Origin of the sequence: Streptomyces sp. NPDC048361 (assembly GCF_040651795.1) — a bacterium.
Lineage (GTDB): Bacteria > Actinomycetota > Actinomycetes > Streptomycetales > Streptomycetaceae > Streptomyces.
Window position 1 is genome coordinate 1 of record NZ_JBEZKW010000077.1, and the last position, 14,131, is coordinate 14,131.

Annotated in this window: 10 protein-coding genes; 5 read left to right on the forward strand and 5 right to left on the reverse strand. The window is 71.4% G+C overall.

Features of this window, described 5'->3' with window-relative positions; all coding sequences use genetic code 11:
• Positions 1-197: 197 nt before the first annotated feature.
• Both AB0D31_RS30525 and AB0D31_RS30530 read right to left on the reverse strand, forming a co-directional pair.
• Positions 198-2,654: a SpoIIE family protein phosphatase gene (locus tag AB0D31_RS30525; protein ID WP_362729103.1), complete on the reverse strand. Its 2,457-nt coding sequence runs from the start codon at positions 2,652-2,654 to the stop codon at positions 198-200.
• Between the two features lie 243 nt (positions 2,655-2,897).
• Positions 2,898-7,478, reverse strand: coding sequence for a HAMP domain-containing protein (locus AB0D31_RS30530; RefSeq protein WP_362729105.1), 4,581 nt, complete (start codon positions 7,476-7,478; stop codon positions 2,898-2,900).
• A gap of 350 nt (positions 7,479-7,828) precedes the next feature.
• Here AB0D31_RS30530 and AB0D31_RS30535 point away from each other — a divergent pair, with 350 nt between their 5' ends.
• The 3 genes from AB0D31_RS30535 to AB0D31_RS30545 all read left to right on the forward strand — a co-directional run bounded on the left by AB0D31_RS30535 (position 7,829) and on the right by AB0D31_RS30545 (position 9,825).
• Positions 7,829-8,788, forward strand: coding sequence for a sensor histidine kinase (locus AB0D31_RS30535; protein ID WP_362729106.1), 960 nt, complete (start codon positions 7,829-7,831; stop codon positions 8,786-8,788).
• Positions 8,789-8,965: 177 nt separating this feature from the next.
• Positions 8,966-9,145 carry a hypothetical protein gene (locus AB0D31_RS30540; protein ID WP_362729108.1) on the forward strand — a complete coding sequence of 60 codons (180 nt, stop codon included), beginning with the start codon at positions 8,966-8,968 and terminating at the stop codon, positions 9,143-9,145.
• 227 nt (positions 9,146-9,372) lie between these two features.
• Positions 9,373-9,825: a lamin tail domain-containing protein gene (locus AB0D31_RS30545; protein ID WP_362729110.1), complete on the forward strand. Its 453-nt coding sequence runs from the start codon at positions 9,373-9,375 to the stop codon at positions 9,823-9,825.
• 445 nt (positions 9,826-10,270) lie between these two features.
• On the opposite strand, the gene AB0D31_RS30550 is transcribed toward AB0D31_RS30545, so the two are convergent.
• On the reverse strand, positions 10,271-11,437 hold the full coding sequence (locus AB0D31_RS30550; RefSeq protein ID WP_362729112.1) for a hypothetical protein: 1,167 nt from the start codon (positions 11,435-11,437) through the stop codon (positions 10,271-10,273).
• 324 nt (positions 11,438-11,761) lie between these two features.
• Positions 11,762-12,172: an alpha/beta hydrolase fold domain-containing protein gene (locus AB0D31_RS30555; protein ID WP_362729114.1), complete on the reverse strand. Its 411-nt coding sequence runs from the start codon at positions 12,170-12,172 to the stop codon at positions 11,762-11,764.
• 30 nt (positions 12,173-12,202) lie between these two features.
• On the opposite strand from AB0D31_RS30555, the gene AB0D31_RS30560 reads away from it, so the two are divergent.
• Positions 12,203-12,376, forward strand: coding sequence for a hypothetical protein (locus AB0D31_RS30560; RefSeq protein ID WP_362729116.1), 174 nt, complete (start codon positions 12,203-12,205; stop codon positions 12,374-12,376).
• Positions 12,377-12,523: 147 nt separating this feature from the next.
• Here the strand turns inward: AB0D31_RS30560 and AB0D31_RS30565 are convergent, their stop codons facing one another.
• A complete protein-coding gene (locus AB0D31_RS30565; RefSeq protein WP_362729118.1) occupies positions 12,524-13,009 on the reverse strand; it encodes a carboxymuconolactone decarboxylase family protein in 486 nt (161 codons plus the stop codon).
• A 180-nt stretch (positions 13,010-13,189) separates the two neighbouring features.
• Here AB0D31_RS30565 and AB0D31_RS30570 point away from each other — a divergent pair, with 180 nt between their 5' ends.
• Positions 13,190-14,131: an RNA polymerase sigma-70 factor gene (locus tag AB0D31_RS30570; RefSeq protein ID WP_362729120.1), complete on the forward strand. Its 942-nt coding sequence runs from the start codon at positions 13,190-13,192 to the stop codon at positions 14,129-14,131.

Sequence of the window (14,131 nt, forward strand, 5' to 3'; positions counted from 1 at the left end):
CGCGTACCGCTCGTCCGCCTCGCCGTCCGACGCCAACAGGCCTGCTGCATAAGCGTCCCCCCGGACGCGCGGGGCCGCTTCATGTCCGGCGCCGGACGCCCCGGCGGCGGGCGGCGCCCTCCACGACGGTCCGGCTGCAGCGCGGCCGCAGACACCCCTAGGTGACCCGCCCCCGGCCCTGATCCGTCAGACACCCCTTAGCGCACGGTGACTCCGATGAGGCACGTGTCGTCGTCCGTGTCCGCGTTGGTGTACCGCAGCAGATGGTCGAGCTGGTTCTCCAGCTGGCTTCCACGGCCCAACTCCCGTGCGCTCTGGGCGACTTGGAGGAGGTTGTCCAGGGAGTCCTGTACGGAGCGGTCGCGGCGCTCGATCAGGCCGTCGGTGTACATCATCAGGGTGTCGCCGGTCTCCAGCTGGGTCCGGCCCTCCTCGTACTGGGCCTGACCGGTGGCGCCGAGGAGGATCCCGCGGAGCTGGGGCAGCGCTCCCGCCTTGCCGTCCCGTACGAGGACGGGCGGGAGATGGCCCGCCCGGGCCCACCGGAGCTGGCGCGAGAGGGGGTCGTACAAACCGCAGACCGCGGTCGCCGTGACGTTGTCGGTGAGGTGGTGGGTGACCGTGTTGAGCCACGCGAGGAGCTGGGCGGGCCCGGCTCCGGTGGTGGCGAGACCGCGCAGGGCGTTGCGCAGCGCGACCATGCCGGTGGCCGCCTCGATGCCGTGACCGGCGACGTCGCCCACACACAGCAGGACCTGCCCGGAGGGCAGCACCACCGCGTCGTACCAGTCACCGCCGACCAGGTGGTCCTTCTCGGCGGGCCGGTAGCGGACGGCCACACTCAGATTGTGCAGGTCCACCGGGCCGTGGCTCGGCGGCATGATGGCCTGCTGCAACTGGAGGGCGAGACGGTTGCGTTCGGCCGTCTCCTCCTGGCTCTGGGCGAGCTGGTCCCGGGTGGCCGCGAGGGCGACCTCGGTCCAGTGCTGGGCGGAGACGTCCTGGTAGGCGCCGCGCACCGCGACGACCCGGGCGTTCTCGTCGAGTACGGGTTCGGCGACGACGCGGATGTGCCGGGCCACACTGTCGGCGCGCTGCAGCCGGAACGCGGTGGACGCGGGCCGCTGGTGGTGCAGCAGGGACCGCAGGAACCGGCCGATGGAGTGGGCGTCGTCGGGGTGGACGTGCGCGGCGAGCTGTTCGAGGGGGACCGGTTCGGCGGTCGGCGGCATCCCGTGGAGTTCGAAGAGCGAGTCGTTCCACGCGATCTCGCCGGAGACCAGGTTCTCCTCGAACCCGCCGATCCGGCCGAGGCGCTGGGCGTGCTGGAGCAGGCTGGCCACCTTCGGTGCGCCGTCGTCGAGCCGCCAGACGACGAGGACATGGGTGCCTTGCCTGCTGATGCTGACGTGCGCCTGTGTGGTCAGCGCGACGGTGTCGACCACGGCGGCGAGCCGCATGCGCTCTGCGCGGAACGGCTCCCCCGTGGCGAGGACGTGCTCCACCTTCTCGAAGAGGCCGCCCGCCCCCGCGGCCAGTGGGTACGCGTCGAGCAGCCGTGCTCCGGCGATCACGTTCCGGGGCCGGCCTGCGAAGTCGACGAAGCTCGGGTTGACGTGCCGGATCAGGAAGTCGGCGGGGGTGTCCGCCACGTCGAGGAGCGGTTCGAGGACCAGGCACGGGTCGTGGAGGCCGTCGGTGAGGTCGAGGAGTTCGGCCACCCGCGGGTCGGCGGGCTGCCGCCATGTGCGGTTCTGGTCCGGGACGGGGTGGCTCTCCAGGGCGATCGCGCACAGCTCGGCCAGGACCTGCACCTGCCGGTCGATGGACTGGGACCCCTCGGGCAGCCGGTCGGGCCAGCAGATCTCCAGGACACCGATGATGCGGCCGCCCGTGCCGGCCGGGACCGCCATGCGTCCGCCGCTCAGCTCCTGGAGCCCGATGGACGGCAGCGCGGCTTCGCCGAGCAGGTCGTAGTGGGTGACGGCGCGGTTGCCGAGGGCGTGCCGGGCGGGCGTCGAGACGCCGGGCGGCACATGGCGCCAGCGTGCCGGCTCCTCCTCGGAGAATCCGGCGCTGCCGGCCAGGGTGAGGGACTGGTCGGCATGGGCGGCCCAGATGGCGACGGCGACGGCGCCCAGGGGGTGCAGGGCGTGCTGGAGGATCGACTGCGCCACGGCTTGGGCGTCCCCCGCGGCGAGGGCGCCCGCCTCGGCGCTGCGCAACCGCAGGCCTACGGACGCGCCGGGCGGCTGGGTCGTCTCGGTGACGAAGTCGCGGGCCACGTCGGCGATCTTGTCGCGGGTCGCCTGGTTGACGAGATCGGCGGCCAGTTCCAGCGTGGACACGCCCGCCTGCGCGGCCAGGCTGTCCAGCTGCGCCACCGCCTCGACGGGGCTGCACGCCAGGCGCTCCACGAGGATGCCGCTCGCGAGGTCGACCAGGGCGCGCCCGTCGGCCTCGGCCTGGGCGCGCTGGAGTTGGTCCTGCAACCGCTGGACGGTGTCGGCCAGCCGCCCCACGGCGCTGCCCTTCTCCGTCGACGCGGACGCGGCCCGCGGACCATGCTCGCCATCGGCTTCCTCGCCGCCGTCAGCTTCCTCCGCACCCTTGGCAACAGCACCGGAGCCCGCCCACCGGGCCGGCAGCGGCAACCCGGCGTGAGAAGGCGAGCCCGGTTCTGCAGGCGGACCGGCCTGAAGGGACAAGCCCGGCGGCTCGGCAGGCGGGCCTGCCTGAAGCGGCAGGCCCGGACCGGCAGCCGGCCCCGGCCCGGGCGGCGGACCCGGCTGAGGCAGACCGCTCCCGTGCTCGTCCCCGGCCTTGTGGGACTTGGTCACTAGCTCTCTCCTCACACGTCAGGAGGTGGATCGGTGGCGTGGCGGGACGGGCGGCCGTTAGGGGTTCAGCTGCCGCTTGATCCGCGCCATCAACTCCCCCGCGTCCACGGGCTTGGTGACGTAGTCACTGGCCCCGGAGGCCAGGCTCTTCTCCCGGTCACCGATCATCGCCTTGGCGGTCACGGCGATGATCGGCAGATCGACGTGGTCGGGCATGGCGCGGATCGCGGCGGTGGCCGCGTAGCCGTCCATCTCCGGCATCATCACGTCCATGAGGATCAGGTCGATCGTGGGGTGCGCGCTCAGCGTGTCGAGGGCGATCCTGCCGTTCTCGGCCTGCAGCACCGTCATGCCGTGCACTTCCAGGATGCCGGTGATGGCGTACAGGTTGCGGTCGTCGTCGTCGACGACCAGCACGGTGCGTCCGGCGAGCGACTTGTCGGCGTGCTGGCTCACCTCGATCGGCTCGTCGGCCCGGACCAGCGGCAGTACGTCGCCGGGCTGGTCCGCGCTGAGGTGCAGCGCGATGCGTTCCCGCAGCTCGTCGAGGCTGGAGATCAGCTCCAACGGCTGGGTGGCCGCGCGCTTCTGCAGGATCCGCTCCTGGTCCGTGCCGAGGCGGCGGTTGTTGTGGGCCAGCACGGGGACGCCGCGCAGCGCCGCGTCGCGGGCCATGTCCTCCAGGAACCTGAGCGCCGCGTCGTCCGGCAGGTCGAGTTCGAGGACCACGCAGTGGCAGGGTGCCGCGGCCAGCGCCTCGGCTGCCTCGTGGACCCCGACCGCCGCGGTGATCTCCACCGGGCCGCGCGGATCGCCGAGGTTGGGGTGGGCCGCCAGATCGCCGACGGCGCTCTCGGCGACCAGCGAAAGCAGTCCGCGTGACCGCTCCTCGACGACCAGCAGCCGCTTGGACTGTACGGGCTCGGGGGCGGGCAGGATCGAGTGGCGCTGCTCGGGCTCGGCGGCGGGCTCCTCCATCGGCTCGGCCGCCGGGAGCGCCGGGCGGCCGGGCTGCACGGTGAACTCGGCGTAGTCGGGCCGGGCGACCGGCAGGTACAGGGTGAAGGTGCTCCCCTGCCCCAGGGCGCTCTCGGCGGTGATGGCGCCGCCCAGCAGGAACGCGATCTCCCGGCTGATCGACAGGCCGAGGCCGGTACCGCCGTACTTGCGGCTCGTCGTGCCGTCGGCCTGCTGGAAGGCGCCGAAGACGGTTTCCAGGTGCTGCGGCGCGATCCCGATGCCGGTGTCCGCGACGTGGAAGGCGATCACCGGGCCGCCGCGCCGGGCGGCCTCCGGGGCGAGCTGTTCGGCCAGCACCTCGACGCTCAGCTCGACACCGCCCTTCTCGGTGAACTTGACCGCGTTGGAGAGCAGGTTGCGCAGCACCTGGCGCAGCCGGTAGTCGTCGGTGAGCAGCTCGTTGGGCAGCGTGGCGGGGGTCTTCACCGTGAAGGTGAGGCTCTTTTGGCTGGTCACCGGCCGGAAGGTGGCCTCGATGTAGTCGAGGAGCTTGCGCAGCGAGATCCGCTCCGGGCTGACGTCCATCTTGCCGGCCTCGACCTTGGACAGGTCGAGGATGTCGTTGATGAGCTGGAGCAGGTCGGAGCCGGCCGAGTGGATGATGCCGGCGTACTCGACCTGCTTGGCGGTGAGGTTGCGGCTGGGGTTCTGCGCGAGCAACTGGGCCAGGATGAGCAGGCTGTTGAGCGGGGTACGCAGCTCGTGGCTCATGTTGGCGAGGAACTCGGACTTGTACTTCGAGGCCAGCGACAGCTGGTGGGCGCGGTCCTCCAGCTCCTGGCGGGCCCGCTCGATCTCCAGGTTCTTGGTCTCGATGTCACGGTTCTGCGCGACGAGCAGCTCCGCCTTCTCCTCCAACTCCGCGTTGGAGGACTGCAGTTCCTCCTGACGGGACTGCAACTCCTGGGATCGGACCTGGAGTTCCGCGGTGAGGCGCTGCGACTCGCCGAGCAGCTCGTCGGTGCGGGCGTTGGCGGTGATGGTGTTGACGTTGACCCCGATCGCTTCCATCAGCTGTTCGAGGAAGTCGCGGTGGATCGGCGTGAAGGCGTGCACGGTGGCGAGTTCGATGACGCCGAGCACCTGCTCCTCGACCACGATGGGCAGCACCATCAGGCAGACGGGCTCGGTGGATCCGAGCCCCGAGGAGACGGTCACGTATCCGGCCGGGAGGTCGTCGACGGCGATGGTGCGCTTGCTGCGGGCCGCCTGGCCGACGAAGGACTCGCCGAGCCTGAAGCGGAAGCCGAGCGCGGTGTCGGGGCGCGCGTAGGAGCCGACCAGGTTGAGGTAGACGCCCTCGCTCGTCTCCTCGGCGAGGTAGAAGGCGCCGTACTGTGCGGAGACCAGCGGGGTGAGCTCGTCCATGATGAGCTCGGCGACGACCGCGAGGTCCCGCCGGCCCTGCATCAGGCCGGAGATCCGCGCCAGGTTGGACTTGAGCCAGTCCTGTTCCTCGTTGGCCCGGGTGGTCTCGCGCAGCGACTCCACCATGAAGTTGATGTTGTCCTTGAGGTCGGCGACCTCACCGGAGGCGTCGACGGTGATCGACCGTGTCAGGTCGCCCTCGGCCACCGCTCCGGTGACCTCGGCGATGGCGCGCACCTGACGCGTCAGGTTTCCGGCGAGTTCGTTGACGTTCTCGGTGAGCCGCTTCCAGGTGCCGGAGACGCCTTCGACCTCGGCCTGACCGCCGAGCCTGCCCTCGCTGCCGACCTCGCGGGCGACGCGGGTGACTTCGGCGGCGAACGAGGAGAGCTGGTCGACCATCGTATTGATGGTCGTCTTGAGCTCCAGGATCTCGCCGCGGGCATCCACGTCGATCTTGCGGGTCAGGTCACCCTGGGCGACGGCGGTGGTGACCTGGGCGATGTTGCGGACCTGGCTGGTCAGGTTGTGGGCCATGAAGTTGACGTTGTCGGTGAGGTCCTTCCAGGTCCCCGCGACGTTCGGTACGCGGGCCTGACCGCCGAGCGTGCCCTCGGTGCCCACCTCGCGCGCGACGCGGGTGACCTCGTCCGCGAACGCGGACAGGGTGTCGACCATCGTGTTGATGACCCCGGCGAGCGCGGCGACCTCGCCCTTCGCCTCGACGTTGATCTTCTGCGAGAGGTCGCCCTTGGCGACGGCGGTGGCGACCTGGGCGATCGAGCGGACCTGGCCGGTGAGGTTGGACGCCATCACGTTGACGTTGTCGGTGAGGTCCTTCCACGTGCCGGACACGCCCCGGACGGTGGCCTGTCCGCCGAGGTTGCCCTCGGTGCCGACCTCTCGGGCCACCCGGGTCACCTCGTCGGCGAAGGCGCCGAGCTGGTCGACCATCGTGTTGATGGTCTCCTTGAGTTCCAGGATCTCGCCTCGGGCGTCCACCCGGATCTTCTGCGAGAGGTCGCCCTTGGCGACCGCGGTCGTCACCTCGGCGATCGACCGGACCTGCGCGGTGAGGTTGTCGGCCATGACGTTGACGGACTCGGTGAGGTCACGCCAGGTGCCCGACACGTCCCGTACGTCGGCTTGTCCCCCGAGCCGTCCCTCCGTGCCGACCTCACGCGCCACCCGGGTGACCTCACCGGCGAACGACGAGAGCTGGTCGACCATCGTGTTGATGGTGTCCTTCAGTTCGAGGACCTCGCCCCGCGCGGTGACCGTGATCTTCTGCGACAGGTCTCCCTTGGCCACGGCGGTCGCCACTTGAGCGATGGAACGGACCTGGGCCGTGAGGTTGCCCGCCATGAAGTTGACCGAGTCGGTCAGGTCGCGCCAGGTGCCGGAGACGCCCTTCACATCGGCCTGCCCGCCGAGGATGCCCTCGGTGCCGACCTCCCGCGCCATGCGCGTCACTTCGTCGGCGAACGCGGAGAGCTGGTCCACCATCGTGTTGACGGTGTTCTTCAGCTCCAGGATCTCGCCGCGGGCGTCGACGGTGATCTTCTGCGACAGATCGCCGCGCGCCACCGCGGTGGTCACCTGGGCGATGTTGCGGACCTGATCGGTCAGGTTGCCCGCCATGAAGTTGACCGAGTCGGTCAGGTCGCGCCAGGTGCCTCCGACGCCGGGCACCTGTGCCTGGCCGCCCAGGCGTCCCTCGCTGCCCACCTCGCGGGCGACGCGGGTGACTTCGTCGGCGAACGCGGAGAGCTGGTCCACCATCGTGTTGACGGTGTTCTTCAGCTCAAGGATCTCGCCGCGGGCCGCCACGTCGATCTTCTGCGACAGATCACCCCGCGCGACCGCCGTGGCCACCTGGGCGATGTCACGGACCTGGCTGGTGAGGTTGCCCGCCATCGCGTTGACGGAGTCGGTCAGGTCCTTCCACGTACCGGAGACCGAGGGCACCTCGGCCTGGCCGCCGAGCCGGCCCTCGGTGCCGACCTCGCGGGCCACCCGGGTCACCTCGGACGTGAACAGCGAGAGCTGGTCGACCATGCCGTTGAAGACCGTGGCGATTTCGCCGAGCAGCCCGTCGGCCTCGCCGGGCAGGCGCGTCCCGAAGTCACCGTCGCGCACGGCGGTCAGACCCGCGAGGAGCTGCCGCAGCTCCGATTCGCCGACCTGCGCCGAACCGGCCCCCGCGGATGTCCGCTGCTGAGCAATGCTTGATTTAGTCGCGCCGGCCATCGCCCATCGCCTCCGTCACCTTCGCCGGGCCCACGACCCGTCACTCCCGCCCAGTCGGTGGGGCGCCGTGCCACGAAGACCGTTACGTAATCCCCACCGCACGTACACGCACCGCCGAGGAGGTTATCCCACCGCCCGGGCCCCTCGGGCCCGGCCGGTCGAACTGCTGTGACCAGGGGCGTCCGGGCCGGTGGGGGCCGGACGGGTAGGCTCGGGCCGTTCACCACCCGTGTCGGCGCCGCGAAGGAGGGCCGCGTGTCTGCATTCGACGTTCCCTCCATCCCGGCCTCGGCGCTCCGCGGCGCCACGCGCCTGCCCGGCGACGAGTGCACCGCGCCGGGGGTATCCGCATGACCGAGACCGAGCCGCCGCCACCGGACACGGGGGCGTTTCGGCACCACGCCCTGTTCTACCGGGCTGCCGACGAGTACGTACGGGAGACGGCCGGGTTCGTCCGGGCCGCCCTCAAGGCCGAGGACCCGGTGCTCGTCGCCGTGCCCGGGCCGCGCCTCGACGCGCTGCGCCAGGAGCTCGGCGCGGACGCCCCCGCCGTCTCCTTCGCCGACATGACGGAGCTCGGCCGCAACCCCGGCCGCATCCTGTCGGCGCTGTGGAGCTTCGCCGACCGGCACCCGGGGCGCGCCGTCCGGATCGTCGGCGAAGCCCTCTGGGCGGGGCGCTCACCGGCCGAGACCGTTGAGGCGACCCGCCACGAAGCCCTCGTCAACACCGCCTTCAGCGGCCGTCGTGTCACCGTCCTGTGCCCGTACGACACCGGCGCGCTGCCCCCGGCGGTGATCGCCGACGCACGCCGCACGCACCCGGCACTGATCGAGGACGGCCGGCCCAGGACGAGTTCCGCGTACGCCGACGCCGCCGTCGTGTGCGCCGAGTGCGATCTGCCGCTGCCCGAGCCCGCCGTGACGGATGTCCAACTTGGGTACGCGAGCGGCCAGTTGAGGCTGGTGCGGGAGCAGGCCGACGCCTGGGTCCGCCGCACGGTCCTCAACCCCGTCCGGCGCGGAGACTTCGTCATCGCCGTCAACGAGGCCGCCGCCAACTCCCTTGCCCACGGCGGCGGGAGCGGCACCCTGCGGCTGTGGCGCACCGGCTCCGGCACCGCGGTGGCGGAGATCCGCGACGGCGGCCGCCTCACCGACCCGCTGGCGGGCCGGCACTGCCCGTCCCTGGCATCGAGCCAGGGCGGCCGCGGCCTGTGGATGATCCATCAGCTCTGCGACCTGGTGGAGCTCCGCACCCATGCGACAGGCCTGACCCTGCGCCTGCACATGACGGCGCCCGGCGCCTGATCCGTACGCGTGCGTACGCGACGGCCGAACATCCCACACCCCGGCAGGGCGACCCGGTTCCAGCGGCGAACCACGGGCGGGGTAAGTTGAACGCGTTCAAGTGCCGGGGCGACTGAAGCGCTACCGCCCGTCACCGACTTGAGCGCAGGGCGACTTGAGTGGAGGGCGAGCGGACCGATGATCTGGATCCTCGTGGGCTTCTTCCCCCTTTTCCTGATGGGCCTCATCGCGGCCGTCTATGCCGTCGCGGCTTCCTTCACCGTGGACAAGGAGAAGCGGTCGGGATGCCTGCTGATATCCGTGCCGCTTCTGGTCGCGCTCCTCTTTCCCATGCTCGCGCTCTGGGTCGACCGCTAGCGGCGACGCCACGGCGGGAGGCGCACGGACGCGTCGCGCGCCGGGGCGCGCACACCGTTGGCACTGACGGTGCGTCAGATTCTGTATCCGGTCACGTGTGGAGTTTCTCCGGCGCCGTCGCACCTTCGCAGGCCAGAGTGTGCGCGTCCGGCCGGACAAGTGCCGGACGTCCGCACGATTCGGTGTCCTCACGCACGTGTCGAGGGCGCCGCGAATCAGGGGTTCACATGTCTCCTCGTTCCATCCGCCGCATCGCCGCACTCGCCCTGGCCGCCGCCGGCCTCGCCACCGCGGCAGCCGTTCCCGCCACCGCGGCGGCCCGGCCGGCTCCGCACTCGCCCGTCGTTCTGGGCGCCGTCCAGTACGACAGCCCCGGGCGTGACGACCACTCCCAGCGGAGCCTCAACGCCGAGTGGGTCACCGTCACCAACACCGGCCGCGGCACCGTGAACCTCAAGGGCTGGACCCTGACCGGCCGCACCCACCAGATGTACACCTTCCGCGACCTGCGCCTCGGCGCGCACCGGTCCGTGCGGGTCCACACCGGCAAGGGCCACAACACCGAGCGCGACGTCTACCAGGACCGTCGTGACTACGTGTGGGACAACCACAGGGACACCGCGGTCCTGCGCGACCACCACAAGCACATCGTCGACACCAAGTCGTGGCGCCACCGCTGATCACACCGCACGCGGTGCCACACACCTCGTGAACGGGCTGGTGCCCGGCGCCCCATGCGGGATGCCGGGCACCAGCCCGTTTGGTGTGTCTATCACCCGGCTGCCGCTTGCTACCACCCATAGGCGGGGTACTCGCAGGCAGTGCGCCGGATGCGGGAGGCCGCGTACTCACCGAGGACGAGCAGGACGCACGCCCCCGCGAGGAGCCGGATGACGTTGCGGGGCTGGGAGCGGTCGACGCTGCGCGGGGTAGGTTCTGCGGTCGGCGGAGACGGTGACCTTGCGTCGGCCCGGTGGGGCCGAGCACAGTCCGCCGCTCATGTTGTCGAACGGCTCAGGCCCACCCGCGCCCCGCATCGCGGCCGGCCGAAGACCCCCGTTCCGCCCGCAGTCGAGCGGTTCACGCCATGGGGGGACGCGATCGTCGGCACGCCCGTGCTGGACGTCAGGCCGCGGCTTGCGGAGTTCGGACCGTTCGGGGCGGTGCGCCGGGCGGCGTGGGGGTCGGGTGGGATGCGGGACTACCACCGAGCGGGGCGCCGCCGGCATACCGCCGACCGGTCGGCGAGGCCGCGCCACCGCGCTCCGCCTGCGCCTGCGCCGTCAGGACGTACAGCAGGGCGAGGCTGATCAGCCAGTCGGACACCGCGGAGAACTGGTTGAGCGTGAACTTGAAGGCCTGGCCGAGGAGCAGGTCCACGAGGATCGCTGCGCGCAGGGTGCGCACGGCCGTGGCCGGGTCGCGGCGCAGCTGGGTCGTGCCGCGCACGGCGAGGACGAGGGAAGCCAGCGAGCACGTCAGGGCGCCGGCGATGGAGGTCCACTCCGTCTCGTGGGCGAGGGCGCCCGTGAGGCCGGCGACCGCGGCGGCGACGAGCAGGACCGCCGCCTGAAGTGTCGTGCCCCACGCCGCGATCCGGACGAGACCCCGCCGTCCCGCCACCCGGCCGCTGAGCCAAGAGCGGGCACGTCGCGGCGCCTCGCGGTGCGGGCCCGGACGTCGGGCCGGGGCTTCGGGTACCGCTTCGATGAGGGCCGCGAGTGCCGCGTCCAGTGCGGTGGCCGGTGCACCGGTGCCACGAAAGCGGCGCAGCGCCTCCGCACGTTCGCCCGGGGTCAGGCCGCACAGGACGCCGTGCAGGGCGGTGTCCGCGGCGGCGGCCGAGCGGGTCGCGCCGCTTCCCGCCTCCCTGTCCGCACGCGTGCGGCGCGCGACCCGCCAGGCAAGGCCGGTCAGCGCGGTGAACGTCAGATAGATGATTCCGGCGGCCGGCCGGTAGAAGTAGCCGACGTCGGCGACCAGTTTGCCGACCTCGTCGATGAAGAGGCCGAAGCCGACGCCACCGACGAGCGCGCCGCGCTGCCGGGAGGCGGCTCCGGTGAAGATGAGCATGACCAGGAGTCCCGCGAGCATCAGCAGCCCACCCCACAGCATGTGCGAGATGTGGAGCCGGCTCGTTCCCGTCCCTCCCCCGAGCTTGGGGTATCCGGTCACGGCGAGGAAGGCGCGGGTCGCCAGGACGGTGACGATCCCGGCAAGGACGAACAGCCGCAGGTGCGCGGCGGCGCTCGCGGTGCGCAGGAATCCGTTGGTCGGACGCGTACGGGGCATGGTTCGAGCGTCGCCCTCGCCGACCGCCCGATCCATGGGGGCAACCCCCCTCTCACCGACGGGCTGACCCCACTGGGCAGTTGGGGGGCCAGACGGTGCCCCCCCTGCTGGGCAGTTGGGAGGCCAGACGGTGGCCGCCCGACTCTTTCGCAGATGAGGGGTGGACAGCCGGAGCCGCCTCTCCACAGGTGAGGGCGGCCAAACCGGAGCGCCTCCCCGCAGGTGAGGGCGGGGCAACCGGAGCCGCCGCCCCGCACGTGAACACGGGCAACCGGAGCATACGAGGCCGCCCCCTCGGGGCTCAGCCTTCCGGCGTGTGTGCCGTCACCGGGACGCGTATGCGTTGCCTGAGGAAGAGAGCCGCGCGGTCCAGTGCCTCATCCGCTTCGTCCAGGACGCCGGCGAAGGCCTGAAACATGCGGTGACGGCGAGGCCGCCGCCTGCCGAATCCCCGGCGAACGCGATGGCCGATGGGTCCTCACCTCCGTCGAGAAGTGTGCGGTACGCGTTCAGCGCGTCCTCGATCGCGGCCGGAAACGGGTGCTCGGGGGCGAGCCGGTAGTCGAGCGAGAGCGCCCTGAAGCCGGTGCGGCTCACCAGGTTCCCCGTCAGCGACAGCGCCGTACGCGGCGAACCGGCCACATAGGGACCGCCGTGGAAATAGAGCGGATCGGGGCCAGCAGCAAGGGGGTCGACCGCCTGGAGAAGCAGGCATGGGTCGAGCGGAGGCCGCATCCATCGGACCGGCGTTCATCACTCCTCTCCTTGACCGACGACGGTCTGCGGCTCACCAAGGCGGCGGAGGTGACGTTCACGGAAACGCTGGCCCAACTGTTGGCGGGCGTCCTCGACGGGCCCTCGGGTCTGACCGTCGTGCAGGCACTTTCGCGTCTGCGCTCCGCCCTCGAACACGAGCGGATCGGCCTGCCCACGGGCTGACGCCGGACCGCCCACAGGATGACGCCGGCCCGCCCACAGGCCGACGCCGGCCCGCCACCGCCGGGTCGGACCGGAAATCGCGCGACCGATCCGGGCCGACCCGCCGAAGACCCCCCGGCCTGGCATCACCTCCGCCTGCGCCACGGCTCAGTTGAACGCCGCCGCGAAGGAGCCCGCTTCGTAGGACCCGCCCCGCTGATGCACGATCACGGCGAGCCGGTTGGCCGCGTTGACCAGGGCCACCAGGGCGACCAGCGCGGCGACCTGGTCGTCGTCGTAGTGCTCCCGCACCCGGGCCCAGGTCTCGTCGGACACACCCTCGTGCGCGTCGGCGAGCCGGGTGCCCTCCTCGGCGAGGGCGAGCGCCGCCCGTTCGGCCTCGCTGAACACGGTGGACTCGCGCCACGCGGCGACCAGGTTGAGCCGCACCGCCGACTCGCCCGCGGCCGACGCCTCCTTGGTGTGCACGTCGATGCACCAGCCGCAGCCGTTGATCTGGCTGGCCCGCAGCGAGACGAGCTCCTGGGTGGACGCAGGCAGGGGCGACTGGTGGATCACCAAGCCCGCGTTGGCGAAGCGCTTGGCAAACTTCGCGGTGATCTCGTTCTCGAACAGATTGAATCGGGCATCCATGATCTCGACCTCACTCGTAGCGACTCATAGCGTTGCGCTGGACGAACACAAGATGCCGACCGACCGCTCGCTGTGACAGCCCACAAATGTGACGTGGACCACGGCCCGGGGATGTCACAGATCCCCGGGGTCCGGCGTCTTGTGGGCGTCACAGCGAGAGCCAAGCGTGAGGAGCAGCCGGTGAAGAGCGAGCACGGTGAGGGCGCCGAGGAAACGGCCGGCCACTCCGCCCCAGGTGAAGACGCCGGCCCTGCCACCGAGGCGTTCGTGGCCCACCGCAATCTGCTGTTCACCGTCGTCTACGAGATGCTCGGGTCGGCCGCCGACGCCGAGGACGTCCTTCAGGAGACGTGGCTGCGCTGGTCCGGCGTCGATCTCGCGGAGGTGCGGGACCGGCGCGCCTATCTGGTCCGGATCGCCACGCGGCAGGCGCTGAGCCGGCTGCGTACGCTCGGCCGCCGTAAGGAGTCCTACGTCGGTACCTGGCTGCCCGAGCCCTTGCTCACCGCCCCGGACGTGGCCGACGACGTGGAGCTCGCCGACAGCGTATCGATGGCGATGCTGCTGGTGATGGAGACGCTCTCACCGACCGAGCGGGCGGTCTTCGTGCTGCGTGACGTGTTCGCCCTGGAGTACGACGAGATCGCGCAGGCCGTCGACAAGAGCCCGGCCGCGGTCCGCCAGGTCGCGCACCGGGCGCGGGCGCATGTCGCGGCGCGGCGGCCGCGCGGTGCGGTGTCCGCCACCGAGACCAAGGACGCGCTCGACGCGTTCCAGCACGCCACCGACACGGGTGACCTCCAGGGCCTGCTGGACATCCTGGCCCCCGATGTCGTCCTCCTCGGCGACGGTGGCGGGATCAGGCAGGCCGTGCTGCGGCCGGTCGTCGGCGCCGACAAGGTGGCCCGTCTGCTGGCCCACGGCCTCGGCAGGATCGCCACGTCGTCCCTGCGGCCGGCGCAGGTCAACGGCTGGCCGGGACTGGTCCTTCAACTCGACGGCGATGTCGACACCGTGGTGGCGCTGCGCATCGACGACGGCCTCGTCACCGGCATCTATGCCGTACGCAACCCCGAGAAGCTGTCCCACATGCGGCACCAGGCCACGCTTCTGCGCCGCTGA